This is a genomic window from Variovorax sp. Varisp46 (assembly GCF_059491885.1).
The window spans coordinates 214,680-238,943 of record NZ_CP168515.1 but is presented as its reverse complement, the minus strand read 5'-3'; the positions used below and the strand labels follow the sequence as shown (position 1 = coordinate 238,943).

The 24,264-nt window shown below is 69.0% G+C and carries 22 protein-coding genes and 1 pseudogene; 18 read left to right on the top strand and 5 right to left on the bottom strand.

All coding sequences use genetic code 11. From position 1 onward, the window contains the following. Nucleotides 1-66: 66 nt before the first annotated feature. Nucleotides 67-1,197 (bottom strand): site-specific integrase, encoded by a 1,131-nt coding sequence (locus ACEN9N_RS01060; RefSeq protein WP_413315186.1) that lies wholly within the window; start codon nt 1,195-1,197, stop codon nt 67-69. A 49-nt stretch (nt 1,198-1,246) separates the two neighbouring features. Between ACEN9N_RS01060 and ilvA the strand changes: the two genes are divergently transcribed. Continuing rightward, entirely contained in the window at nt 1,247-2,863 is a 1,617-nt protein-coding gene (ilvA, locus tag ACEN9N_RS01055; RefSeq protein ID WP_495655193.1) for a threonine ammonia-lyase, biosynthetic, read from the top strand. Nucleotides 2,864-2,868: 5 nt separating this feature from the next. On the opposite strand, the gene ACEN9N_RS01050 is transcribed toward ilvA, so the two are convergent. Continuing rightward, a complete protein-coding gene (locus ACEN9N_RS01050; RefSeq protein WP_007834127.1) occupies nt 2,869-3,498 on the bottom strand; it encodes a type II secretion system protein N in 630 nt (209 codons plus the stop codon). Between the two features lie 50 nt (nt 3,499-3,548). Between ACEN9N_RS01050 and gspG the strand changes: the two genes are divergently transcribed. The 17 genes and pseudogenes from gspG (at nt 3,549) to ACEN9N_RS00965 (ending at nt 21,993) form a co-directional block, all read left to right on the top strand. Beyond that, the gene (gspG, locus tag ACEN9N_RS01045; protein ID WP_042673496.1) at nt 3,549-3,989 is read left to right on the top strand and encodes a type II secretion system major pseudopilin GspG; all 441 of its coding nucleotides are present in this window, start codon (nt 3,549-3,551) and stop codon (nt 3,987-3,989) included. Next, the gene (locus ACEN9N_RS01040; RefSeq protein ID WP_007834132.1) at nt 3,964-4,476 is read left to right on the top strand and encodes a prepilin-type N-terminal cleavage/methylation domain-containing protein; all 513 of its coding nucleotides are present in this window, start codon (nt 3,964-3,966) and stop codon (nt 4,474-4,476) included. Before gspG ends, ACEN9N_RS01040 begins: the two co-directional genes overlap by 26 nt. Next, on the top strand, nt 4,473-4,856 hold the full coding sequence (gene gspI / locus ACEN9N_RS01035) for a type II secretion system minor pseudopilin GspI (protein ID WP_495655192.1): 384 nt from the start codon (nt 4,473-4,475) through the stop codon (nt 4,854-4,856). Before ACEN9N_RS01040 ends, gspI begins: the two co-directional genes overlap by 4 nt. Beyond that, nucleotides 4,856-5,545, top strand: a pseudogene (locus tag ACEN9N_RS01030) (PulJ/GspJ family protein). The gene gspI and the pseudogene ACEN9N_RS01030 overlap by 1 nt, the downstream one beginning before the upstream one ends. Then, nucleotides 5,542-6,531, top strand: a complete 990-nt coding sequence (gene gspK, locus ACEN9N_RS01025; protein ID WP_007834142.1) for a type II secretion system minor pseudopilin GspK — start codon at nt 5,542-5,544, stop codon at nt 6,529-6,531. The pseudogene ACEN9N_RS01030 and the gene gspK overlap by 4 nt, the downstream one beginning before the upstream one ends. 125 nt (nt 6,532-6,656) lie before the next feature. After that, nucleotides 6,657-7,874, top strand: a complete 1,218-nt coding sequence (gene gspL, locus ACEN9N_RS01020) for a type II secretion system protein GspL (RefSeq protein ID WP_413315183.1) — start codon at nt 6,657-6,659, stop codon at nt 7,872-7,874. Beyond that, on the top strand, nt 7,871-8,416 hold the full coding sequence (locus ACEN9N_RS01015; RefSeq protein ID WP_413315182.1) for a type II secretion system protein M: 546 nt from the start codon (nt 7,871-7,873) through the stop codon (nt 8,414-8,416). Before gspL ends, ACEN9N_RS01015 begins: the two co-directional genes overlap by 4 nt. Before the next feature lie 19 nt (nt 8,417-8,435). After that, complete coding sequence (gene gspN / locus ACEN9N_RS01010) at nt 8,436-9,236, top strand: type II secretion system protein N (protein WP_413315181.1); 801 nt, start codon at nt 8,436-8,438, stop codon at nt 9,234-9,236. A 5-nt stretch (nt 9,237-9,241) separates the two neighbouring features. Further along, nucleotides 9,242-11,536, top strand: coding sequence for a type II secretion system secretin GspD (gene gspD / locus ACEN9N_RS01005; protein ID WP_495655191.1), 2,295 nt, complete (start codon nt 9,242-9,244; stop codon nt 11,534-11,536). A gap of 5 nt (nt 11,537-11,541) precedes the next feature. Continuing rightward, nucleotides 11,542-12,933 (top strand): GspE/PulE family protein, encoded by a 1,392-nt coding sequence (locus tag ACEN9N_RS01000; protein ID WP_042673156.1) that lies wholly within the window; start codon nt 11,542-11,544, stop codon nt 12,931-12,933. Between the two features lie 14 nt (nt 12,934-12,947). After that, on the top strand, nt 12,948-14,186 hold the full coding sequence (gene gspF, locus ACEN9N_RS00995; protein WP_495655190.1) for a type II secretion system inner membrane protein GspF: 1,239 nt from the start codon (nt 12,948-12,950) through the stop codon (nt 14,184-14,186). Between the two features lie 16 nt (nt 14,187-14,202). Then, nucleotides 14,203-14,784 carry a DUF7822 domain-containing protein gene (locus ACEN9N_RS00990; protein WP_495655189.1) on the top strand — a complete coding sequence of 194 codons (582 nt, stop codon included), beginning with the start codon at nt 14,203-14,205 and terminating at the stop codon, nt 14,782-14,784. Nucleotides 14,785-14,799: 15 nt separating this feature from the next. Further along, complete coding sequence (locus ACEN9N_RS00985; protein ID WP_007831710.1) at nt 14,800-15,699, top strand: 5'-nucleotidase; 900 nt, start codon at nt 14,800-14,802, stop codon at nt 15,697-15,699. Nucleotides 15,700-15,905: 206 nt separating this feature from the next. Next, nucleotides 15,906-16,103, top strand: a complete 198-nt coding sequence (locus ACEN9N_RS00980) for a hypothetical protein (protein ID WP_495655188.1) — start codon at nt 15,906-15,908, stop codon at nt 16,101-16,103. 20 nt (nt 16,104-16,123) lie between these two features. Further along, nucleotides 16,124-18,394, top strand: coding sequence for a phosphocholine-specific phospholipase C (locus tag ACEN9N_RS00975; protein WP_007831714.1), 2,271 nt, complete (start codon nt 16,124-16,126; stop codon nt 18,392-18,394). A 20-nt stretch (nt 18,395-18,414) separates the two neighbouring features. Continuing rightward, nucleotides 18,415-19,809, top strand: a complete 1,395-nt coding sequence (locus ACEN9N_RS00970; protein ID WP_495655187.1) for an 8-oxoguanine deaminase — start codon at nt 18,415-18,417, stop codon at nt 19,807-19,809. Between the two features lie 174 nt (nt 19,810-19,983). After that, complete coding sequence (locus tag ACEN9N_RS00965) at nt 19,984-21,993, top strand: lipoxygenase family protein (protein ID WP_495655186.1); 2,010 nt, start codon at nt 19,984-19,986, stop codon at nt 21,991-21,993. Nucleotides 21,994-22,011: 18 nt separating this feature from the next. On the opposite strand, the gene ACEN9N_RS00960 is transcribed toward ACEN9N_RS00965, so the two are convergent. Genes ACEN9N_RS00960 through ACEN9N_RS00950 form a run of 3 tightly spaced genes read right to left on the bottom strand, consistent with a single transcriptional unit; the run spans nt 22,012 to nt 24,210 of the window. Continuing rightward, nucleotides 22,012-23,295, bottom strand: a complete 1,284-nt coding sequence (locus ACEN9N_RS00960; RefSeq protein ID WP_495655185.1) for a c-type cytochrome — start codon at nt 23,293-23,295, stop codon at nt 22,012-22,014. Nucleotides 23,296-23,308: 13 nt separating this feature from the next. After that, a complete protein-coding gene (locus ACEN9N_RS00955) occupies nt 23,309-24,025 on the bottom strand; it encodes a c-type cytochrome (RefSeq protein ID WP_007831721.1) in 717 nt (238 codons plus the stop codon). Then, nucleotides 24,022-24,210, bottom strand: a complete 189-nt coding sequence (locus ACEN9N_RS00950) for a DUF2970 domain-containing protein (protein ID WP_042673158.1) — start codon at nt 24,208-24,210, stop codon at nt 24,022-24,024. The genes ACEN9N_RS00955 and ACEN9N_RS00950 overlap by 4 nt, the downstream gene beginning before the upstream one ends. Nucleotides 24,211-24,264: the final 54 nt, after the last annotated feature.

The following is a 24,264-nucleotide window of genomic DNA, read 5'->3' as shown; positions in this document are numbered from 1 at the left end:
GCCAGTTCGAGTCAATTCAGTGTCAAGCCGCCCAGCTCATGCCGGGCGGTTTTTTTGCTTTTCTTCTCAACTCGCGCGGCCGCGTCTGCTTTGCAGCAGCCCCACATTCATTTCTCCGCTCAGAACCGAAGCGTAGAAACGTTCGACCATGTTGACGCTCGTTCGCGCATTGCGTGCCAAGGTCAGCATGTCGATTCCCTGGCCGTACAACAGCCGCAGTGTGATGGCGGTATGGCGCAGGCAGTAGAGCGTCCTCGACTGACCCAGCGGTCCTTTTTCAAGGCCGCTCTCCTCGAGCACCCAATGGAAAAGAAAGTTGAGCACGGCCAGCGCGTGCTCGCGGTTCTTCAACTGCGGCAGAAAGAGATAGTCGTCCGCCGCGCCGCAGCCATGTTCGCGGCGATGAGCGAGCAAGCATTCGTAGACCCGCACCGCCGGCCGCAGGCTCACGATCGGCTGGCTGTGCCGCTTGGTCTCCGGCAGGTTCATGCGCAAATAGACGTGCTTGCTCCGAACGATCTCGATGTGCTTGTGCTTCATGAGCTTGATGTCGCTCGGACGCACGAAGGTATTCACCATCCAGCGGATCAGCCAGGGCAGCTCGTCGGGCATGGCGAGCAGTTCGCGCGCAATCCAGAAGCGTTCGCCCGCCGCAAGCTGGTCGAGCACCGGATGCGCGTGCCCGCGCAGGCTGCGCGCGGTCCTGGTGATCGCCCGGTACTCCGCAACGCTGAAGCTGCCGCGCGGCTGGCTGCGCACCTTGACCTTCGGAAATGCGGGCACATCGCGAAGCACGCCGATGTGCACGCCATGCATCACCACCTTGCGCAACAGCACGAGGTACTGCGCAATCGTCGTGCTGCTGAAGCCCCGTTCTCCGAGGCGATCGATCAAGCGTTGTGCGTCGGACGTTGCAAACGACTGCGCCGGCACATCACCCAGCAGCGGAACGATGTGCGCACGCAATCTGTTGCCCATCACCTGCCACGTGGGGCGGCCGATTTCGTTTCGCCGAACCCGCGCAGCCTCGGCCTGCATCAACCCTTTCGAAAGATCACTGACAGAAATTGATAACAGATTTTTTTCAATTGTGAACTGATTGGCGGCCGCCGGGGCCGGTGGACAGGTGCGTCCAAAAAAACCTGAATCATTTGCGGCTGGAGCGTTGCTGAAGAGGTTTATGACATTTGTGTCCATGTCATGCCCGCATGCAATCCCGATGCCTCTTATCATCGACAGTTAGCAAATGAAAACTCCCTTGGAAAAAACCGTGCGCAATGCACCTGTTAATCCGGCGCTGACGCCCGCCGACTATCTCAGAAAAATTCTCAACGCCCGGGTCTACGACGTTGCCGTCGAATCCGCACTTGAGAAAGCGCGCGCGCTCAGCGAACGGCTGGGCAACACCGTGCTGCTCAAGCGCGAAGACCAGCAGCCGGTCTTCAGCTTCAAGCTGCGCGGCGCCTATAACAAGATGGCGCACCTGAGTGCTGCGCAATTGGCGAGCGGCGTTATTTGCGCATCGGCCGGCAATCACGCGCAAGGCGTTGCATTGGGTGCACGCAAGCTCGGCACGCGCGCGGTGATCGTGATGCCGGTGACCACGCCCAAATTGAAGATCGATGCGGTGCGCGGCTTCGGCGGCGAAATCGTGCTGCACGGCGACAGCTATTCAGATGCCTATCTGCACGCGCTCGAATTGCAGGCACAGCAAAACCTGACCTTCGTTCATCCCTTCGATGACCCCGACGTCATTGCCGGCCAGGGCACCATCGCAATGGAAATCCTGCGACAGCACCAGGGCCCGCTCGATGCCGTGTTCGTCGCGATCGGCGGAGGCGGCCTGATCTCCGGCGTGGCCAACTACATCAAGGCCGTGCGTCCCGAGATCAAGGTGATCGGCGTGCAGATGAACGACTCCGACGCGATGATGCAATCGGTCGCCGCGCACCAGCGCGTGAACCTGCCCGACGTCGGCCTGTTCTCGGACGGCACGGCCGTCAAGCTGGTCGGAGAGGAAACCTTCCGCATCGCCAGCGAACTGGTCGACGAATACATCGCGGTCGACACCGATGCCGTGTGCGCCGCCATCAAGGACGTCTTCGTGGACACGCGCAGCATCGTCGAACCGGCGGGTGCATTGGCGGTCGCGGCCATCAAAGAGTACGTTGCGCAGCACGGCCGCCACGGCGAGACCTACGCGGCCATCCTGTGCGGCGCCAACATGAACTTCGACCGGCTGCGTTTCGTCGCGGAGCGCGCCGAGGTCGGCGAAGAACGCGAGGCGCTGTTCGCCGTCACCATTCCCGAGGAGCGCGGCAGCTTCCGCCGCTTCTGCGAACTGGTCGGCGAGATGCCCGCGAGCGATGCCGAAGCTGCGTTGGGCGGCGGTGGCGCACCGCGCAACGTGACCGAGTTCAACTACCGCATCAGCGACGCGGCCAAGGCGCACGTGTTCGTCGGCCTCACGACCTCGGCGCGCGGAGAGTCGGCCGTCATCGCGCGGACCTTCAACGAGCACGGCTTCGACGCGCTCGACCTCACGCACGACGAACTCGCGAAGGAACATCTACGGCACCTCGTGGGCGGACGCACCGGCCTTGCGCACGACGAGCGCCTGCTGCGCTTCGTGTTTCCCGAGCGTCCCGGTGCGCTGCTCAAGTTCCTGAGCCTGATGCGGCCGAACTGGAACATCAGCCTGTTCCACTATCGCAACCAGGGCGCCGACTACGGCCGCATCCTCGTGGGCCTGCAGGTGCCGGCCGGCGAAGCCGCCGAGTTCGACGCCTTCCTCGAAACGCTGGGCTATCCCTACGTCGAGGAAACGGCCAACCCCGCGTACCGCCTGTTCCTGCAGGCCTGAAAAAGCTACTGCGCGGGCGCCTGCTGCGGCGGCGCCATCGCTGCAGGCTGCTGCAGCGGGCCAACCGGCTGCTGTGGCTGCTGCTGCAATTGCGGTGGGGCCACCACGGCCGGCATCGTCGCGGGCAGAGGCCCGGCCGGCAGAGCCATCGGCACCGCCGGCAACCCCGGGCTGGAAACGCTGATCGGCGCACGCACCGGCAGTTGCAGCGTGAATGCCGCCGGCCCGTCGGCCCGTGCGCCGATGGTCGCCGAGCGCAGGCCCACCGACTGCAGCACATAGTTGTCGCCGACCGCCGAGCCGACACGGAACGGCCGCGGCGGCTTGCCGTCGATGGAGATCAGCGCGGCGCCCTGCTGCGAAGGGTCTGCCACCACGCCCGACAGGGCGAAACGGCTGGCCGCCTCGGGCGCCACCGCTGCCGTACGGGACGCGGGCAGCACGCCCAGCAGCCGTGCCACCGAATCCGAATCGGCCGCCACCGAAGGCCGCGGCATCGTCGCCGCCGCTGCCACGGCCTGCGCCGGCGAAGCCAGGCGCAGCGCCCAGAACACGGCAGCGCCGGCCGCCAACGCCCAAAGCCCGGTCGTAGCAAGTGGGGCATGCCAGCGGGCGGCGGAGTAAGGACTTGTCATGGGCGCGGATTATCATGCAGCGCGCCTTCCGAATCATGTCCGCCCAACCTATGAACAAACTCCTTCGAGCCGCCACCCGCACCGCCCAACGCGGCTTCACGCTGATCGAACTGATGGTGGTGCTGGTCATCATCGGCGTGCTGGCGGCGCTGATCGTGCCGAACGTGATCGAGCGCGCCGACGACGCCCGCGTGACGGCCGCCCGGACCGACATCAACAACCTGATGCAGGCGCTCAAGCTCTACCGCCTGGACAACCAGCGCTACCCCACCGCCGAGCAGGGACTGCAGGCGCTGCTCACGCGTCCGACCACCGGCCCCGCTGCCCCCAACTGGAAGCCTTACGTGGAGAAGCTGCCCAACGACCCCTGGGGCCATCCGTACCAGTACATGAACCCGGGCATCAAGGGCGAGATCGACGTGCTCTCTTTCGGCGCCGACGGCCAGAGCGGCGGCGAGGGCAAGAATGCCGACATCGGCAGCTGGCAATAGCGGCACTGGCGCGCCGCGCCGCAACCGGTTCCCACGCCGCCACACCCGCCCGGCCTGCGGCTTCACGCTGCTGGAGCTGATCGTGGTGATCGCCATCATCGCGATGGCCACTGCCGCCGTGAGCTTCGCGATTCGCGACACCAGCGCAGCCAAGCTCGACCGCGAGGCCGACCGGCTCGCCGCCCTGCTCGAATCGGCCCGCGCCCAGTCGCGCGCCAGCGGCATCGTGGTGAGGTGGCGGCCAGTCGAAGGCAGCTTCGTGTTCGACGGCCTTCCGCCGGGTGCGCTGCCCAGCGGATGGGCCGCCGAGGGCATCACCGCACAGGCCGCGCTTTCCAACGGCACGCCGGTTCCGGCGCTGCAACTCGGACCCGATCCGATCATTGCGGCGCAGCAGGTCATGCTCCATTCCGCCGGACCGCCCGCACGCGCGCTGCGCATCGCGACCGACGGGGTTCGCCCCTTCACCGTCTCGGCGGTGCAATGAGCTCGCGGCACCCTGCTTCGTCCCCGCGCGCAGGCGGCTTCACGCTGATCGAAGTGCTGATCGCGCTCGGCATCGTCGCGCTGGCACTGGCCGCGGGTTCGCAGGCCACCATGTCGCTCACGCGCAATGCGCAGCGCCAGTCCGACCTGGTGCTGGCCGACCTGTGCGCCGAAAACGAACTCGCCAAGGCTCGCCTCTCGCGGCAGATGCCGGCGATCGGCGACTCCGGGTCGATCTGCCTGCAGGCCGGCGTCACGTTCAACGTGACGACCTCGACCGTCGCCACGCTGAACCCGAATTTCCGCCGTGTCGACGTGCAGGTGCGCGACGAAGTCGACGCGCCGATCCTGCGCATCTCCACCGTGGTGGGCCGCTACTGATGCAACGCGCCAAAGCCACCGCACCGCGCGGCTTCACGCTGATCGAGCTGCTCGTTGCCATCGCCGTGATGGCGCTGCTCTCGCTCGTGAGCTGGCGCGGGCTCGACAGCATGTCGCGCGCCACCCTGCAGAACCAGCAGCGCGCCGACGCCGTCCTCACACTGCAGGCCACGCTCGCACAGTGGGGCGCCGACCTCGATGCCGTGACCCCGCTCGCGCAGACCCGTCCGATCGACTGGGACGGCCGCGCGCTGCGGCTCACGCGCCGCGGCAGCGACGATGCGGCGCCGTCGGTGCAGGTGGTGGCCTGGACGCTGAAGTCCGGCCCCGACGGCGTGCGCTGGCGGCGCTGGCAGTCGCAGCCCTTCACCACGCGCGGCGATTGGCAGCAGGCCTGGAACCTGGCGGCCGCCTGGGCGCAGGACGGCGGCTCGGGTTCGGGCGGCTACAACGACGTGCCGCTGGTGCCGGCCAGCTGCTGGCAGCGCTACTAAATACGCGACAACGTCTGGGCGCCTGCCGGCCAGCTGCCCACCGCCGCGCCCAACCCCAACAACCCCGCGGGCCCCGTCGTCGCCATGCCGGACGGTGTGCGCCTCGTCATCACGCTGCCGCCCGGCGACGGCCTCGCGGGCACGCTCACGCGCGACTGGGTCAGGCCGACCGTGGGGGCGCCGAAATCGTCATGACGGCAGCGAACAAGAAAAAGCACCAGGCCGGCGCCGCCCTGCTCGCCGCGATGCTGACCGTGATGCTGGTGGCCACCTTCGCCGCCGCGGCACTGTGGCAGCAATGGCGCTCTGCCGAAGTCGAAGGCGCCGAGCGCGCGCGCGTGCAGGCCGCCTGGGTGCTGGTCGGCGCGCTCGACTGGTCGCGCCTGATCCTCGGCGAAGACGGCCGCACCGGCGGGCCCGACCACCTGGCGGAGCCCTGGGCCGTACCGCTCGAGGAAGCACGGCTCACGAGCTTCCTGTCCGCCGACAAGAACGTGTCGAGCGACAGCCTCGAAGGGTTGCCCGACGCCTTTCTCTCGGGCCGCATCGTCGACGCGCAGTCCAAGCTCAACGTGCTCTCGCTGGTCGACAACGGCAAGCCGGTGCCCGCGAGCGTTGCCACCTTCACCCGGTTGTTCAACCTGCTGGGCCTGCCGGCGTCGGAGTTGAGCCAGATGACCACAGGCCTCGCGGCGGCCCTTGCCATGGGCACCGCGACCGATGGCAGCAGCGGCGATTCCGGCGCCGCGCCGCTGATGCCGCAACAGGTCTCGCAACTGGTGTGGGTCGGCCTGTCGTCCTCGACCGCCGCCGCGCTCGAACCGTACGTGACGATCCTGCCGGTGAAGACCACGCTCAACCTCAACACCGCGAGCGCCGAGGCCATCAGCGCCAGCATGGAGTCGCTCAACATCGCCAGCGCGCGCCAGCTGGTGGAGCGCCGCGCGCGCGCCTTCTTCAAGGACATCGCCGCCGCCAACGCCGCGCTGCCCAGCGGCAGCGCGCCCTTCAACGCGGCGCAGCACGGCGTGGGCACGCAGTATTTCGAGGTCTACGGCAAGCTGCGGCTCGACCGCACCTACGTCGAGGAGCGCTCGCTTCTACAGCGCAGCGGTGTCACGGTGACGACGATCTGGCGCACCCGCGGCGCCGGCGCAACGAACACCCCGGTCAAACCCTGATTTCAATGCACTACTTGTAGACAAAAAGCCTTCCGACACGCGTCACACCTGCGCGACACGCTATCGAAACAAGAGCACCAACCTGTCGGCCCCCACCTACAATCACCGGCTTTTCCAAGACCCACATGACCCCCCTGCTGCTCATTGCCCCCCTCCCCCCGGCCGATGCCGCGGGCGAGTACGACTGGGCCCAGGCAGGCGACGACGGCATTGCGTTGCGCAGCCAGGGCCGCGCGCTGCTGGCCCTGCTGCCCTCGGGCGCGGAGGTCATGCTCGGCATTCCTTCCGCCGCGCTCTCGTGGCACCGCGTCACGCTGCCCAAGGGCAGCATGGGTAGCGCATCGAAGCTGCGTGCGGTGCTCGACGGCCTGCTCGAAGAACACCTGCTCGACGAACCCGAGGTCCTGCATTTCGCGCTCGAACCCGACGCCAAGGCCGGCGCGCCCGTGTGGGTTGCGGCCTGCAACCGCATCTGGCTGCGCAGCGTCGTGCAAGGGCTCGAAGCAGCCGGCCGGCGCGTGGTGCGCATCGTTCCCGAATTCGCGCCGCAGCCGGCCGACGGCCCGCCGCTGCTGCTGGTCACGGGCGAGCCCGAGGCGCCGCGGCTCACGGTGTGCGATGCCGACGGCGTGGTCTCGCTGCCGCTGGCCGGCGCGGGGCTGGCGCTGTCTGGCGGCCTGCCGCTGGACACCGCCGTCATCACCACCGAGCCCGCCGTGGCCGAAGCAGCCGAGCAGTTGCTCGAACGCCGCGTGCCCATCGTTCAATCGCCACAGCGCTGGCTGCAGGCCGCGCGCACGCCCTGGGAGCTCGCACAGTTCGACCTCGCCGCGACCGGCCGCGCGCGCGCCGGCAAGAAATTCGCGTCGGTCCTGCAAACACTGCGCTATGCGCCCGAGTGGCGCGCCGCGCGCTGGGGCGTTGTCGTGTTGCTGCTCACCCAATTGATCGGCCTCAACGCCTGGGCCTGGAAGGAGCGCAATGCGCTCGAATCGAAACGCCAGGCCGCCAAGACCATGCTGACCCAGACCTTCCCCTCGGTGAAGATCGTGGTCGACGCGCCGCTTCAGATGCAGCGCGAAGTCGCCGCGCTGCAGCAGGCCGTGGGCGACGTGGCGGGCAGCGACTTCGAACCCATGGTCGGCGCGCTCGCCGCCGCCCTCCCGCCCGGCAAGGTGCCGAGCGCCGTCGACTTCAGCGCCGGCCAATTGCGCCTGCGCGGCCTCGGGCTGCAGCCCTCGGAGGTGTCGCAGATCACCCATGCCATGGCGCCGCGCGGCTACAACGTGCGCACCGAAGGCGACCTGCTGCTCGTGCAGGCACAGGCCGAGGCCGCCCGATGAATTTCAGCGAACAGCTCAAGGCCCGCTGGGCCACCCTCGAAGCGCGCGAGCGCCGCATGGTCGCCGCCGCCGCCGCGCTCGTGGCGCTGGCATTGCTGTGGTGGATCGCACTCGCGCCCGCGCTGCGCACGCTGGCCGCGGCACCGGCCGAACACGCGCAGCTCGACGCGCAGCTGCAGCAGATGGCCACCCTTCAGGACCGCGCGAAGGCGCTGCAGTCGCAGCCGCGCCTGAACCGCGACGACGCGCTGCGCGCGCTCGAGGCCTCGGTGCGCGACAGCCTCGGCGCCGGCAACGCGCAGCTCATGACGGCCGGCGGCGACGGCGCCGCCACCGCCTCGCTGCGCGCGGCGCCCGCGGCCAGCGTCGCCCAATGGCTCGGCCAGGCCCGCGGCAACGCGCATGCAGTGCCGCGCGAAGTCCACCTGACGCGCGCCCCCGCCGCCGCGCCACCGCCGCCATCCGGTGGCAAGGATGCGCCGACGACGCCGCAGGTCCGCTGGGACGGCACCATCGTCATGGCGCTGCCCGCGGCGCGATGAGCAGCAACAGCAAGCCCGCATGCTGACCCGCCCCCCGATCTCCGAACCCCGGCCGCGCCGCGGCTGGCGCTGGGCCCTGCTCGGCCTCGCGATGGGCGCGCTGCTGGCGGTGGCGCTGTTCGCGCCGGCGCGCTGGCTGTCGGCGGCATTGTCGAGCTGGAGCCATGGCCGCCTCGTGCTGGCCAACCCGCGCGGCACCGTCTGGAACGGCACGGCCGCGGTGGTGCTCGCCAGCGGCGCCGGCGGCACCCAGGCGGTGTCGCTGCCCGGCCTGCTGCACTGGCGCATGCGCCCGGGCTGGAGCGGCATTTCCGCCAGCCTCGACCTGCCCTGCTGCGCCGAGCGGCCGCTCGAACTCAAGGCCAGCCCGCGCGCCGGGGGCATGCAGCTGGCATGGCAGGACAGCCGCTCGCGCTGGCCCGCCACCCTGCTCACCGGCCTGGGTGCGCCCTGGAACACGCTCAAGCTCGAAGGTGCGCTCGATCTCTCCACCAAGGCCTTCTCGATGCAGTGGGACGGGCCGGCGCTGCGCATCGCCGGGCAGGCCACGCTCGACGCGACCGACGTCTCCTCCAGCCTGTCGACCCTGCGGCCGATGGGCAGCTACCGGCTCACGCTCGAAGGCGGCCCCCGTCCCACGCTGCTGCTGAGCACGCGCGAGGGCAGCCTCGAACTGAACGGCAGCGGCAGCTGGAGCGGCACGTCCTTCCGCTTCAACGGCGAAGCCAGTGCCGCACCCGGCCGCGAAGACGCGCTTTCCAATTTGTTGAACATCATCGGACGGCGCGTCAACGCACGTTCGATCATCACCCTGGGTTGACCCTCATGATGAAGCCACTGTTTTCGACCGGCACCGTCGCACTCGCCGTGCGCGTGCTGATCGCCGCCACGTTCCTGCAAGGCGCGCCCGCCGCGTTCGCGCAGACCGGCGACGCGCCGCGCCGCGGCGAGCCGATCACGCTGAACTTCTCCAATGCCGACATCGAGGCCGTGGCCCGCACCATGGCGGTGGTCACCGGCCGCGACGTGGTGGTCGACCCGCGCGTCAAGGGCACGATGAACCTCGTCACCGACCGCGCGATCCAGCCGGCCGCCGCCTTCAACCAGTTCGCCTCGGCGCTGCGCCTGCAGGGCTTCGCGGTGGTGGAGGCCGACGGCCTCTACAAGGTGGTGCCCGAGGCCGACGCCAAGCTGCAGAGCAGCACGGTCAACACCTCCATCAGCGCCACCGCGTCGAGCGGCAGCAACCAGATCGTCACGCAGATCTTCCGCCTCAACTACGAGTCGCCGAACAACCTGCTGCCGGTGCTGCGCCCGCTGATTCCGCCGAACAACACCATCAACGTGAACCCGGGCAACAACTCGCTCGTGATCACCGACTACGCCGACAACATGCGCCGGCTGGCGCGCATCATCGCGTCGCTCGACGTACCCAATGCGTCCGACATCGAAGTCATCCAGCTCAAGCACTCGATCGCCACCGACATGGTGCCGCTGGTGCAGCGCCTGGTCGACGGCGGCAGTGCCGCCGCACCGAACGCGGCCACACCAGGCGCGACCGATGCCTCGTTCCGCACCACGCTGCTGGCCGATCCGCGCAGCAACTCATTGATCCTGCGCGCGGCCAATCCGGCGCGCGTGGCGCTGGTGCGCACGCTGGTCGACAAGCTCGACCGCGCGCCCAGCGAAAGCAGCAACGGCGCGGCCGGCAACATCTACGTGGTCTACCTGAAGAACGCCGATGCGGTGCGGCTGGCGGCCACGCTGCGCGCCGCGATGGCGGCGAACCAGCAGAGCACCACGCCGGGCGCAGCCGGTGGCGCAGGCGGCGGTGCCGTGCCGCAGCAGAGCGCGCCGCAGGCCATGCAGGTGAACCTGAACAACAACCAGGGCGGCGGCTCGGCCGCGGCCAACGCCCCGCTCAACAACGCCAACCAGCCCTCCACCGGCGGCCAGATCCAGGCCGACCCGTCGACCAACTCGCTGATCATCACGGCGCCCGAGCCGCAATACCGCCAGATGCGCGCGGTGATCGATCGGCTCGACGGGCGCCGCGCCCAGGTCATGATCGAGGCGCTCATCGTCGAGGTCAGCGCCAACAAGGCCGCGAACTTCGGCGTGCAGTGGCAGAGCGCGCTGGGCAACAATGCGGTCATCGGCACCAATTCCAGCCTGAACAAGACGAACATCCTGGCGCTGACCCAGGCGCTGGCCACCCGGAATGCCGCCGGCCTGGCGACGTCGATCCAGCCGGGGCTGAACCTGGGCATCGCCGGCAAGATCGGCGGCCAGTACATCCTGGGCGCGATCGCGAACTTCTTCAACAGCGACGGCGACGCCAACGTGCTCTCCACGCCCAACCTGCTGACGCTGGACAACGAAGAGGCCAAGATCATCATCGGCCAGAACGTGCCCTTCCCCACCGGCTCGTATGCCAGCACCTCGGGCTCGGTGGGCGTGAACCCGTTCACCACCGTCGAGCGCAAGGACGTGGGCCTCACCCTGCGCGTGCGCCCGACCATCAACGAGAACGGCACGGTGCGCATGACGATCTTCCAGGAGACCTCGACCGTCGACCAGAACTCGCTGAGCAACCCCAACGGCCCGACCACCAACAAGCGCTCGATCGAGTCGAGCGTGCTGGTGGAAGACGGGGGCCTGGTCATGCTGGGCGGCCTGCTGTCGGACACCTACAACAACAACATCGAGAAGGTGCCGCTGGCCGGCGACATCCCGGTGCTGGGCAACCTGTTCAAGAACGAGAACCGCACGCGCAGCAAGAGCAACCTGATGATGTTCCTGCGCCCGGCGGTGATGCGCGACGGCGCTTCGTCCGAGGCCTTCGCCTACGACCGCTACGACGAGATCCGCGGCCAGCAGCTGCAGACGCAGCCGAACACCGACAACGTCATGCTGCGCGGCGTGAACGCCGCGCCGGTGCTGCCCGACTCCGCACTGCAGCGCTCGAACAACCGCGGCAGCGGCAGCACCCGCATGGAAGGCACGCAGCTCATTCCGCCGCCGCAGCCGCTCTCCGACAGCCGCAAGCTGGCCCCGAGCCCGCTGCGCGGCGCCCTGCCGCCGACGGCCGACCCGGTCAGCGCACGCGAACTGCCTTGATGTCCATGCGCTACCCGCTTCCCTACGCGTTCGCACGCACCCAGCAACTGCTGCTCGAGGAGTCCGACGACGGCCGCTACACGCTGTGGATGTCGAGCCACCCGGCGCGCAGCGCGGTCGGCGAGGTGTCGCGCAAGTACGGCGTGCAGGCCTTCGAGGTGCTGGCCGACGGCCCGTTGGCACAGCGCATCAGCGCGGCCTACGCGCAGGGCGAATCGAGCGCCGCCGCGGTGGTGAGCGAGGTGCAGAGCGACGCCGACCTCTCACGCATGATGCAGGAGCTGCCAGCGGTCGAAGACCTGCTGGAGAGCGCGGGCGACGCGCCCATCATCCGCATGCTGAACGCGCTGCTCACGCAGGCCGCGCGCGACGGCGCAAGCGACATCCACATCGAGCCCTACGAGCGCACGTCGTCCGTGCGCTTTCGCATCGACGGCACGCTGCGCGAGGTGGTACAGCCCAACCGCGCGCTGCACGCCGCGCTGATCTCGCGCCTGAAGATCATGGCCGACCTCGACATCTCGGAGAAGCGGCTGCCGCAGGACGGGCGCATCAGCTTGCGCATCGGCACGCGCGCGGTCGACGTGCGGGTGTCGACGCTGCCCAGTGCGCACGGCGAGCGCGCAGTGCTGCGCCTGCTGGACAAGAGCGAGTCGAAGCTCACGCTCGAATCGGTGGGCATGCAGGGCGACACGCTCGCGCGCTTCGAGAAGCTCATTGCGCAGCCGCACGGCATCATCCTCGTGACCGGGCCCACGGGCTCGGGCAAGACCACCACGCTGTACGCCGCACTGGCCCGGCTCGACGCGAGCCGCAGCAACATCATGACGGTGGAAGACCCGATCGAGTACGAGCTGCCGGGCGTGGGCCAGACGCAGATCAACGCCAAGATCGAGCTCACCTTCGCCAAGGCCCTGCGCGCCATCCTGCGGCAGGACCCGGACGTGATCATGATCGGCGAGATCCGCGACTTCGAGACCGCGCAGATCGCCATCCAGGCCTCGCTGACCGGCCACCTCGTGCTGGCCACGCTGCACACCAACGATTCGGTCAGCGCCGTCACACGCCTGACCGACATGGGTGTGGAGCCCTTCCTGCTGAGCTCCTCGCTGCTCGGCGTGCTCGCACAGCGCCTCGTGCGCAAGGTCTGCACGGTGTGTGCCGGGGCAGGCTGCGAGGCGTGCGGCCAGACCGGCTACCAGGGCCGCACCGGCATCTTCGAACTGCTGGTGGCCGACGAGACCGTGCAGGGCCTGATCCACAGCAAGGCGGCCGAGAGCGAGCTGCTGCAGGCCGGCGCGCGCGGCGGCCTGCGCCTGATGCGCGAGGACGGCGAGCGGCTGGTGCAGGCCGGCATCACCTCGCGCGCCGAGCTGCTGCGCGTCACACGGGACTAGGTTCCCGTTCCGCCATGCCCGCCTATTCCTTCGAAGCCATCGACGCCAGCGGCCAGTCGCGCGAAGGCGTGCTGGAGGCCGACACTGCCCGCAGCGCGCGCAGCCTGCTGCGGGCGCAGGCGCTCATTCCGCTGTCGGTCAAGCCGGTCGGCAGCGACCACGTCAACGGCACCGGCCAGCGCAGCGGCCTCGGCCGCTGGCTCGGCGGCGGCAAGCGCGTCTTCAATTCCACCGGCCTCGCGGTGTGGACGCGGCAGCTCGCAGGCCCGACGAGACGAGCCCTGCCGCTGGAACGCGCGCTCACGGCGCTCACCGACGAGGCCGAATCGGAGCCGCAGCGCTACCTCGTCGCCTCGCTGCGCGCCGAGGTCAACGCGGGCTCGCCGTTTGCGCGCGCGCTGTCGGCGCACGCGCGCGAGTTCTCGCCCATCTACACCGCCGTGATCGGCGCCGGTGAACAAAGCGGCAACCTCGGACTCGTGCTCGACCGCCTTGCCGACGACCTGGAAGAACGCCAGGCGCTGCAGCAGAAGCTGATCGGCGCGGCGCTGTACCCGGCCATCGTCACGCTGGTGGCGATCGTGATCGTGATCTTCCTCGTGAGCTACGTGGTGCCGCAGGTGGCGCAGGTGTTCGCGGGCACCAAGCGCTCGCTGCCTTTTCTCACGACCGTGATGCTGTCGCTGAGCGCGGGCGTCCGCAACTACGGCTGGTGGATGCTGGGCGCAGTGGTGCTCGCGGCCGTCGGCGCGCGGCTGGCGCTGGCGCAGGAAGCCTTTCGCCTGAAATTCGATGCGGCCTGGCTCAAGCTGCCGCTGGTCGGCAAGCTCGCTCGCGGCTACAACGCGGCGCGCTTCGCCAGCACGCTCGCCATGCTGGCCACCGCCGGCGTGCCGATCCTGCGCGCGCTGCAGGCCGCCTCCGAGACGCTGGGCAACCGCGCGATGCGCGCCGACGCGCTCGACGCGCTGGTGCTCGTGCGCGAAGGCGCGCCGCTCGCTTCGGCGCTCGCGCAGAAGAAGCGCTTTCCGGGTCTCGTGTCGATGTTCGCGCGCCTGGGCGAGCAGACCGGCACGCTGCCGCTGATGCTGCAGCGCGCGGCCAACCAACTCGGCGCCGAGGTGCAGCGCCGCGCGATGCACCTGGCCACCATCCTCGAGCCGCTGCTGATCGTGGCAATGGGCGGCGTGGTGATGCTGATCGTGCTGGCCGTGATGCTGCCGATCATCCAGTTGAACCAGTTCGTCAAATAGCGGGAGCCTCGCCGCCATGGCCAATCGAAGCTACCTGTTCGCCAGTCCTTTCGTGCCGGGAGCCGATCCCGAGAAGGACGATCCACGGCAGGTCAAGGGCATCTCGGAGCGCAGCTACGCCATTCCGCTGGTCTACCGGCTGCTGGTGTCCGCGGACGTGCGGCTGTGCCGCTCGATGATCTGGAGCCGGCCCGAACCCACCGCGCTCGCGGGCCGCGCCGGCGCGGGCATCGACCGGCTGCAGCAGTTTCTCGCGCGCATCGACCATCCGGCGGTTGCGCCGTTGTGCAAGCAGGCACTCGACTTCCTGAGCAACCACGCCGACCGCAGCGGCTACTTCGTGCTGGAGTGCGCCGAGATCCTCGACATGGGCGATGCGCCGCTCGGCGAGCAGGCCGCCGACCTGCTGAAGGACGTGCAGAACATCGACGCCGAGATCGAAGCCGCCGTGGCCGAGCTCGCGCCGAAGAAGAAGAAGAAGAATTTCTGGCAGCGCGTTTTCACGCCGTCCCAGGAGAGCATCGAGGCGCCGCTGCGCGAGTTGGGCCTGGGCTACTGGTCGGATACGCTCTACTACGCGCCCGACCAGGCGACCTGAACCCACCGCACGCTCATGCCAGTCACCCTCGAAGACAAGCTCGTGGTCGCGATCTCCTCGCGCGCCCTGTTCAACCTCGAAGAAGAAAACAAGATCTTCGAGGCCGGGGACAACGAGGGCTACATGAAGCTGCAGCTCGACCGCATCGACGTGCCGGCCGCGCCCGGCATCGCCTACTCGCTGATCCGGAAGCTGCTGCGCTTCAACGAAGACGGCGTGCAGCGCGTCGAGGTGGTGATTCTTTCGCGCAACGATCCGGTCTCGGGCATGCGCATCTTCAAGTCGAGCGCGGCCGCCGACATCAAGCTGCAGCGCGGCGTGTTCACGCAGGGCCGCCCGCCCTTCGGCTACCTGCGCCCGCTGCGCGCGCACCTGTTCCTGTCGGTCAACGGTCAGGACGTGCGCGAGGCGCTCATTGCGGGCTTTCCGGCCGCGCGGGTGCTGGTCGAATCGGTGAAGGCCAGCGACGCCTGGCCGAACGAAGTGCGCATTGCCTTCGACGGCGACGCGGTGCTGTTCTCCGACGAGGCCGAGCGCGTGTTCCAGGCCGAAGGGCTCGACGCCTTCCAGGCGCACGAACTCAGCAAGGCCGACCTGCCGCTGCCCGAAGGTCCCTTCAAGCCGCTGCTGATGGCGCTGCACCGGCTGCAGATGGCCGGCAACGCGCAGATGCGCATTCGCACCGCGCTGGTCACCGCGCGCAGCGCACCGGCGCACGAGCGCGCCATTCGCACGCTGATGAAGTGGAACATCCGCGTCGACGAGGCCATGTTCCTCGGCGGCCTGCCCAAGGGCGAATTCCTGCGCGAGTTCGAGCCCGATTTCTTCTTCGACGACCAGACCGGCCACGTCGACGCGGCCTCGCGGCACGTGCCCGCCGGACATGTGTCCAGCGGTATCAGCAACGAGCCCTGAGCCCGGGCTCGAACGCGGCGCCAGGCCGCGCCACACCGTCGTTCCGCCGTTGCCGAAAGCGCCCGCCCGGCGGTGCGTTGTCACGCGCCTGACTTCGCTGCGTCACAGCAAGTTAACCGCCCGGTAACGGGTTCTCCCTAGTCTTGTGGGCTCGGATGCGCGCTCCTGTCGCGCCTTCCAGAACCACATAACAAAGGACCGATTCCATGCGACTTCTTTTTCCCGGCACGCGGCTTGCGCCCGTGCTGTTGCTGGCCTGCGCGCTCTCGGCCTGCGGCGGCGGCGATGCCGGTGGCGGCGGCGGCTTCTTCGGCGGCACGCCGACGACCCCGGCCACGCCTACACCCACGACGCCCACCCCACCCGACAACACCGTGAAGCCCGAGATGCGCTGCGCACCGTGAGCATTGCCAGGAACAACACCATGACCACCCGCCGCAAATTCCTCACGGGCGCCGCCACCACCGGCATCGCCGCCGCCGCGCTCAATGCCTTTCCGCCAAGCATCCGCCGCGCGCTCGCCATTCCCGCCAACAACAAGACCGGCACGATCATGGACGTCGAGCACGTCGTGATCCTGATGCAGGAAAACCGCTCCTTCGACCATTACTTCGGCACACTCATGGGCGTGCGGGGCTTCGGCGACCGCTTCACCATTCCGCTGCCCGGCGGGCGCAGCGTGTGGCAGCAGAGCGATGCCGCCGGCAAGCTGGTGCTGCCCTATCACCTCGACCAGACCAAGGGCAACGCGCAGCGCGTGAGCGGCACGCCGCACTCGTGGAACGACGCGCAGAACGCCTGGGACGGCGGCCGCCTCAGCCAATGGCCCAGGTACAAGACCACCGCTTCGATGGGCTACTTCCAGGAAGCCGAAGTGCAGTTCCAGTACGCGCTGGCCAACGCCTTCACCGTGTGCGACAGCTACCACTGCGGCATGCACACCGGCACCAACTCGAACCGCCTGTTCCACTGGAGCGGCACCAACGGCCCATCGGGCGAAACGGGCGCCGGCCTCGCGGGCCTCTCGTCGATAGACAACACGTGGGAGAACCTCCGGTTTCCATGGGACCCGGTAAAAAACCCAGGTGTCGACTCGACCACCTACGGCTGCAACTGGAAGACATATCCGGAGCGCCTGCAGGACGCCAAGGTCAGCTGGATGCTCTACCAGAACCTGCCCGACAACTTCACCGACAACCCGCTGGCAGGCTTCCAGCAGTACCGTGCGGCCAACAAGGCCTCGGGCAAGAACGACATGCGCTACGACGGCGACGCCAGCCCGCCCGACGGCGTGACGCTGCCGGCCTACGACCCCGCCAGCGACGATGCCGGCAATCCGCTCTACAAGGGCATCGCCAACACCATGCCCGACGGCGGCCTGCTGGGAACGTTCCAGCAGGACGTCCTCAACGGCAAGCTGGCGCAGGTGTCGTGGATCGTGGCGCCCGCCACCTACTCCGAGCACCCCGGTCCTTCGAGCCCGGTGCAGGGCGCGTGGTACATCCAGCAGGTGCTGGACGCGCTCACTGCATCGCCCGATGTGTGGAGCAAGACGGTCTTCATCGTCAACTTCGACGAGAACGACGGCTACTTCGACCACGTGCCGTCGCCCTCGGCGCCTTCGCTGGCCGACCCCGCCGACCCGAAGAGCGCCGCGGGCAAGACCACGCTGTCCGACAGCGACATCGCCTTCGAGCGCCACACATACCCTCTCGTGGGCACCACCGTCGCGCCTGCGGACGGCCGCGTCTATGGCCCGGGCCCGCGCGTGCCGATGTACGTCATCTCGCCGTGGAGCCGCGGCGGCTGGGTCAACTCGCAGGTGTTCGATCACACCTCGGTGCTGCGCTTCCTCGAGGCGCGATTTGGCGTCGTGGAGAAGAACATCAGCCCGTTCCGGCGCGCGGTGTGCGGCGACCTCACGAGCGCCTTCAACTTCGCCACGCCCAACAACGAAGTGCTGCCCACGCTCGCCGGGCGCCGCACCAAGGCCCAGGCCGACCAATTGCGCGCCGACCAGCAAGCGCTCGCGCAGGTGCCGCTGCCGCTCACGCCCGCGCTGCCGCAGCAGGCCACGGGCACGCGCCCCTCGCGCGCCTTGCCGTATGAACTGCACACCAGCGCCAAGGCCGACGCGGTCAACGGCAAGCTGCAGCTGCTGTTCGCCAACACCGGCAAGGCCGCGGCGGTGTTCCACGTGTACGACAAGCTGCACCTCGACCGCCTGCCGCGCCGCTACATGGTGGAAGCAGGAAAGCAGCTCGACGACACCTGGGCCGCGATGGCCGACGATGGCGGGCGCTACGACCTGTGGGTGCTCGGGCCGAGCGGCTTCCATCGCCACTTCAAAGGCAACCTCGGCACGCTGCGCGCCGGCGACGCCGCGGCGCCCGAGGTTCGCGTTTGCTACGACATCACCAACGGCAATGTCTACCTGAGCATGCGCAACGACGGCAAGGCGGCCTGCAGGTTCACCGTCACTGCCAAGGCCTATCGCAACGACGGCCCGTGGACCGCGACAGTGAACGGCGGCGCCACCACCGATCAGCACTGGGAACTCGCGAGCAGCGGTCAGTGGTACGACTTCGCAGTCACCTGCGATGCCGACCCGGCCTATTACCGCCGCTTTGCGGGCCGCGTGGAAACCGGCAGGCACACGGTGAGCGATCCGGCGATGGGCTTGCCCGACCTCTGAGCGCGGGCAAGAATGCCGGCATGCTGAAGATCCTTCGACATGCCGACGTTCTGGTCACCATGGACGCCGCGCGGCGCGAAATCGCCGACGGCGCCGTAGTGTGCGATGGCCCCGCGATAGCCTGGGTGGGCCCCACCGCCGAGCTGCCCATCGTCTACCTCGACGCCCTGCGCAACGGCCAGGCCGAGGCCATCGACATGCACGGCCACGTCGTGATGCCCGGCCTGGTCAACACGCACCACCACATGTACCAGAGCCTCACCCGCGCCGTGCCCGAGGCGCAGGACGCCGAGCTGTTCGGCTGGCTCACCAACCTGTACCTGCTGTGGGCGCGCCTCACGCCCGAGATGATCCGCGTCTCGACGCAGACTGCGATGGCCGAGCTGATGCTCTCGGGCTGCACCACCACCAGCGACCATCTCTACCTGTTTCCCAACGGCTCGCGGCTCGATGATTCGATCGAGGCGGCCGATGCCATGGGCATGCGCTTTCATGCGGCGCGCGGCAGCATGAGCGTGGGCCGCAGCACCGGCGGCCTGCCGCCCGACGAGGTGGTGGAAACCGAGGAAGCCATCCTGCGCGACAGCGAGCGGCTCATCGGCCGCTGGCACGATGCCAGCCGCCATTCGATGCGCCGCATCGTGCTCGCGCCCTGCTCGCCGTTCTCGGTGTCGCGCGACCTGATGCGCCTGTCGGCCGAGCTGGCGCGCGAGCGCGGCGTGTCGCTGCATACGCACCTGGCCGAGAACGACAACGACGTGGCGTACTCGCGCGAGAAGTTCGGCATGACGCCGGCCGAATACGCCGAAGACCTGGGCTGGGTCGGCCGCGACGTGTGGCACGCGCACTGCGTGAAGCTCGACGAGGCCGGCATCGCGCTGTTCGGCCGCACCGGGACGGGCGTAGCGCACTGCCCCTGCTCCAACATGCGGCTGGCCTCGGGCATCGCGCCGATCGGTGCGATGCGCCGCGCAGGCGTTCCCGTAGGGCTGGGCGTGGACGGCAGCGCATCGAACGACGGCGCGCACATGCTCGGTGAAGCGCGGCAGGCCCTGCTGCTGCAGCGCGTGGGCTACGGCCCGGCGGCGATGACGGCGCGCGAGGCGCTGGAGATCGCCACGCTGGGCGGTGCGCGCGTGCTCGGGCGCGACGACATCGGCGCGATCGCGCCGGGCATGTCGGCCGACATCGTGGCCTTCGACCTGCGCGGCGTGGCGCATGCGGGTGCGGGGCACGACCCGGTGGCGGCGCTGGTGTTCTGCACGCCGGGGGCGGTGTCGCTGAGCGTGATCAATGGGGCGGTTCGCATCCGCGACGGAGAGTTCATCGGCATGGCGCTCGCACCGCTGCTGGCAAGGCACCGCGACCTGGCGCGCACGCTCTACGACGCCGCACGGCACCCGCACACGGCCTGACGCCGGCGCTCGCGCTAGCACCGGGAGCGCGCTTCCAGGCTAGGCACCAACCCTCATTGCCAACGCCAGAGCCCCTCCGCAGAATCCGCCCACCAAATAGAACGAGCGTTCTATTTGGTGGCCGAACCCCTCGTCGGCCTTCCCCCAGACTCACCACAACAGGGAACGCCCCCGATGAAACGCAGAGACATCCTCAAATGGTCGGCCTCGGCGGGTGGCCTGGGCCTGCTGGCCGGCAGGCCTTCCACCGCCTCGGCGGCCCTGCCGGTGCCCAAGCCCACGCTGCCGCAGAAGATCGACCCGATCAGCGCCACGCTGCGGCGCCTCGAACTGGTGGGGCGGCAGTCGACCTACCTCTGGACCGAATCGCACATCAACCTGGCTGGCGTACCGATGGGTGCGGTGGTGCCGCCGGGCGAACTGCCGGCGCTCGAACACCAGCTCGCGACCCTCTCGAAGGCGGTCGAAGCCGTCACCAATTTCGCGGCCTCGTTCGCCACCAGCGCGCTGGCCTCGGGCAGCCTGCAGTCGCTCGACAACCTGCGCACGCGCCTCGCGGGGCTGCAGGCCAGCTTCGATCAACTGCTGGCCGCCAACGGCGGATTGCTCACGCTGCCCGCGACGGTGTTGAACCTGCTTGCCACTCTCACCAGCACGGCGGGCGACATCGGCACGCAGCTCAGGCAGATCCATCACGACCTGCTCTCGCAAGGCCCGCTGGGCGCATTGAACGGACCGAAGACGGTGGCGCAGTACGACGCGCTGTTCGTCACCATCGAGAAGCCGGCCATCTCGCAGCTGCTGCACGACAACGACCTGTTCGCGGCCATGCGCGTGGCCGGCCCCAACCCGACGCTGATCCAGCGGGCGACGGCGCTGCCGGCCAAGTTCCCGTTGAGCGACGCCCAGTACCGCCAGGTGATGGGCGCCGGCGACAGCCTCGCCGACGCGGCCGCCTCGGGCCGTCTCTACATCCTCGACTACGAAGGCCTGGGCGACATGGCGCCGGCCGGCCCGCAGGCCAAGCCGCTCACGGGCACGGGCTACATCCATGCGCCCATCGCGCTGTTCGCACGGCCGAAGACCGGCCGCTCGCTGGTGCCGGTCGCGATCCAGTGCGCACAGGAGCCGACGCTCGCCCCGATCTTCCTGCGCGTGGACGACACCGCCAACGCCGAAGCCTGGTGGGCCTGGCAATCGGCGAAGACCGCCGTGCAGGTGGCCGACTTCAACTACCACGAGATGTTCGTGCACCTGGGCCGCACGCACCTGATGTCGGAGGCCTTCGCGATGGCCACGCAGCGCCAGTTCGCGACCGCGCATCCGCTGAGCCGGCTGCTGTCGCCGCACCTCGAGGGCGCGATGTTCATCAACGAGGCCGCGACGCTGATCATCATGGCGCCGCTGACCACGGGCGACGTGATCCTCGCCGCGCCCATCGAGACGCTGCAGAGCGCGTGCGGCCGCGACCGGCTGGCCTACGACTTCCAGGACCGCATGATGCTGCCCAACGATCTGCGCACGCGCGGCGTGGACGACACGGCGGCGCTGCCCGACTACCCGTACCGCGACGACGGGCTGCTGGTGTGGAACGCCATCGCGCAATGGGTCGGCGACTACGTGGCCACCTACTACCTGAGCGACGGCGACGTGACCGGCGACTACGAGCTCAAGGCCTGGGCCACCGAGCTCGCGACCAGCGGCAAGGTGCACGGCTTGCGCCCCATCACCACACGCGCGCAACTCGTCGACGTGCTGACCGCGATCATCTTCAACGCCAGCGCGCAGCACGCGGCAGTGAACTTTCCGCAGTACTCGGTGATGACGTATGCGCCCTTCAGCGCGGGCACGGGCGGCATGCCGGCACCGACGGGCAGTGCGGGGCAGAGCGAAGCGAGCTGGTCGCAGATGCTGCCGTCGCGGCTGGCGGCGCAGGAGCAGATCCTGCTGTTCCACATCCTCGGCGGCGTGTACTACCGGCCGCTGGGCGAGTACAAGGACAACGCATTCCCGCACCTGCCGGTGCTGATCGACCCGGCCATCGCAGGACCGGGCGGGCCGCTGGAGCGCTTCCGCAACGCGCTGGCCGCCATCGAGGTCACCATCCGCCAGCGCAACACCACGCGCACGCGGCCCTACGAGCACCTGCTGCCGAGCCGCATTCCCTCGAGCACGAACATCTGAAGCAAGCGCAGGCGCCGCTCAGCGCCGCATCGTGTCGAGCTGCGTGACGGGCGCGCTGTCGTTGCCCCAGGAGCCGCGCACATAGGTGAGCACGGCTGCGACCTCGGCGGCATCCAGCGTCTGCCCGAACGGAGGCATGCCGTAGGGCCGTGGATTGCCGGGCGTCGAGGGCAGGAAGCCGCCGTGCGCGACCACCTGGATCAGGTTGGTGGGCCGCGCCATGTTGACAGCGCGGTTGCCGGCGAGTGGCGGATAGGCGCCCACGGCGCCCTGCCCCTGGTCGCCATGGCAGTAGGCACAGCGCTGGTCGTAGATCTTCGCGCCGCGCGTCATCGTGGCGGCGTCGCGGCGGATCGGGACCTTCGCGATGGCCGCAGCCTCGGGCTTCGGTGCATCGGGCAGGTCCTTCAGGTAGCTCGCCATGGCCGTGAGGTCGGCGTCGCTCAGGTACTGCGTGCTGCGGAACACCACGTCGGCCATCGGCCCCATGACCGAGCCGCGCGGCGCGACGCCGCTCTTGAGCAGCGACACCACGTCGGCCGCGGGCCAGCCGGCAACGCCGGCTTCGTGCGGGTCGTTGAGCGAGGGCGCATACCAGTTCTCCACGGCGATCAGGCCGCCCGAAAGGCCAAGCCTCGTTTCCGTCGCGCCAAGCGAGTTGCGGCTGCCGTGGCACGCAATGCAATGGCCGAGGCCGTTGACCAGGTACGCGCCCCGGTTCCATTCAGCGGGCTTGCCGGCATTGGCCACGAAGGGCTCGGGCTTGAACGACAGCGCACGCCACACGGCCAACGCCGCCTGCGTGTCGTAGGGGAAGCGCAGCAGGTGCGCCCTGTTGGGCTCCGGCGCGGGCGGCAGGCCGCGCAGGTAGGCGTAGATTGCGTCCGAGTCCTCGCGCGTCACCTGCGTGAAGTTGGGATACGGAAACGCCGGGTACAGCAGCCGCCCGTCCTTGCTGCGGCCGTTGTGCATGGCGCGCCAGAAGTGCGCGCTGCTCCAGCTGCCGATGCCGCTCTTGCCGTCGGGCGTGAGATTGCTCGAAAAGATGGTGCCGAAGGGTGTCTCCAGGGGCAGCCCGCCCGCATAGGGCTGGCCGCCGCGCGTGGTGTGGCAGCCCGCGCAGTTGCCGGCCAATGCGAGATAGCGCCCGCGCTCGATCAGCTGCGGCGTGGCCGCGAAGGCTTCGGCCTGCGTGGGCAGCGGGTCTTCGCCGCGCAGGTTCATCGCGACGATGGTGCCCGCTGCCGCGGCCCCCAGCACGATCAGCGTCAGCAGCGTCCAGCCCAGGCGTCGCAGTTTCATGATCGCGGCCCCGTCACTTCGACTTCGGCATGCCGCCGCAGTTCACGGGCAGCGGCGCGGGCAGCGAGGCCGCGGGCTTCGTGTCGGCCGGCATGGGCTGCACCGCCAGCCAACTCGCGACAGCGTTGATGTCGGCGGTGGTCATGCGCCGGCCAATGTCGGCCATGCAGTCGGGCGGCAGCGCATGCCGCTCGCTCGTGAGCCATGCGCCGAGTTGCGACGACACGTACAGCCGCGGCAGCCCCAGGAGCCCCGGAATGGCCGGCTGCACGCCGGTGAGGGCCGCGCCATGGCACTGCACGCAGGCGGGCACGCCGCGCGCCGCATCGCCTTCGTGCACGAGCTGGCGGCCGCGCTGCAACTGCTCGGGCGTCGCGTCGCTGGTGGTGGCGATGGGCGGGTAAGGCAGTTGCAGCCCGGAGAAGTACTCGGCCATCTCGCGCAGGTACGCATCCGACAGGTGCTGCACCATGTACGCCATGTCGCTGTTGAAGCGCCGCCCGTCGCGAAAGCTCACGAGCTGGTTGAACAGGTAGCCGGCCGGCTTGCCGGCAAGGCGCGGAAAGTAGCCGGCGTTGGTGGTCGCGCCTTCGCGGCCGTGGCAGGCGATGCAGGCGGCTGCGCGCTGCTCGATGGTGTCGGGCACCGTGGCGGGCGTTGCGGCACCCGCCATGCCCTGCGTGGCGAACAACATCAGCCCGATGGCGGCGAAGCGAATGCGCAGCTTCATGTGCCGGCAGCGTAGTGCGCCAACGCGAGCAACCCCGCGATCAGCAGCAGCACCATCACCAGCGCCACGCCGATCAGCGGCAGGATGCCGACCTGTGCCGTCCGCTTGTCGGCATCGGCGCGGCGGCCACCCAGCCCGATGAAACTCCACAGAACGGCGCGCACCGCGCGCATGAGATTCGTCATGAGGCCGAGTGTGGCCCAGTCGGGCTCAAAAAAACAGATGCAGATCGGCTCCAT

Coding starts and splice junctions, on each gene's coding strand:
- ACEN9N_RS00980 (WP_495655188.1), top strand. CDS start 15,906: ATGCGACTTCTTTTTCCCGGCACGCGGCTTGCGCCCGTGCTGTTGCTG.
- ACEN9N_RS01015 (WP_413315182.1), top strand. CDS start 7,871: ATGAATTTCAGCGAACAGCTCAAGGCCCGCTGGGCCACCCTCGAAGCG.
- ACEN9N_RS01040 (WP_007834132.1), top strand. CDS start 3,964: ATGCCGACATCGGCAGCTGGCAATAGCGGCACTGGCGCGCCGCGCCGC.
- ACEN9N_RS00985 (WP_007831710.1), top strand. CDS start 14,800: ATGCCAGTCACCCTCGAAGACAAGCTCGTGGTCGCGATCTCCTCGCGC.
- ACEN9N_RS01000 (WP_042673156.1), top strand. CDS start 11,542: ATGCGCTACCCGCTTCCCTACGCGTTCGCACGCACCCAGCAACTGCTG.
- ilvA (WP_495655193.1), top strand. CDS start 1,247: ATGAAAACTCCCTTGGAAAAAACCGTGCGCAATGCACCTGTTAATCCG.
- gspI (WP_495655192.1), top strand. CDS start 4,473: ATGAGCTCGCGGCACCCTGCTTCGTCCCCGCGCGCAGGCGGCTTCACG.
- gspN (WP_413315181.1), top strand. CDS start 8,436: ATGCTGACCCGCCCCCCGATCTCCGAACCCCGGCCGCGCCGCGGCTGG.
- gspD (WP_495655191.1), top strand. CDS start 9,242: ATGATGAAGCCACTGTTTTCGACCGGCACCGTCGCACTCGCCGTGCGC.
- ACEN9N_RS00970 (WP_495655187.1), top strand. CDS start 18,415: ATGCTGAAGATCCTTCGACATGCCGACGTTCTGGTCACCATGGACGCC.
- ACEN9N_RS00955 (WP_007831721.1), bottom strand. CDS start 24,025: ATGAAGCTGCGCATTCGCTTCGCCGCCATCGGGCTGATGTTGTTCGCC.
- gspK (WP_007834142.1), top strand. CDS start 5,542: ATGACGGCAGCGAACAAGAAAAAGCACCAGGCCGGCGCCGCCCTGCTC.
- gspG (WP_042673496.1), top strand. CDS start 3,549: ATGAACAAACTCCTTCGAGCCGCCACCCGCACCGCCCAACGCGGCTTC.
- ACEN9N_RS01060 (WP_413315186.1), bottom strand. CDS start 1,197: ATGGACACAAATGTCATAAACCTCTTCAGCAACGCTCCAGCCGCAAAT.
- gspF (WP_495655190.1), top strand. CDS start 12,948: ATGCCCGCCTATTCCTTCGAAGCCATCGACGCCAGCGGCCAGTCGCGC.
- ACEN9N_RS00965 (WP_495655186.1), top strand. CDS start 19,984: ATGAAACGCAGAGACATCCTCAAATGGTCGGCCTCGGCGGGTGGCCTG.
- gspL (WP_413315183.1), top strand. CDS start 6,657: ATGACCCCCCTGCTGCTCATTGCCCCCCTCCCCCCGGCCGATGCCGCG.
- ACEN9N_RS00960 (WP_495655185.1), bottom strand. CDS start 23,295: ATGAAACTGCGACGCCTGGGCTGGACGCTGCTGACGCTGATCGTGCTG.
- ACEN9N_RS01050 (WP_007834127.1), bottom strand. CDS start 3,498: ATGACAAGTCCTTACTCCGCCGCCCGCTGGCATGCCCCACTTGCTACG.
- ACEN9N_RS00990 (WP_495655189.1), top strand. CDS start 14,203: ATGGCCAATCGAAGCTACCTGTTCGCCAGTCCTTTCGTGCCGGGAGCC.
- ACEN9N_RS00950 (WP_042673158.1), bottom strand. CDS start 24,210: ATGACGAATCTCATGCGCGCGGTGCGCGCCGTTCTGTGGAGTTTCATC.
- ACEN9N_RS00975 (WP_007831714.1), top strand. CDS start 16,124: ATGACCACCCGCCGCAAATTCCTCACGGGCGCCGCCACCACCGGCATC.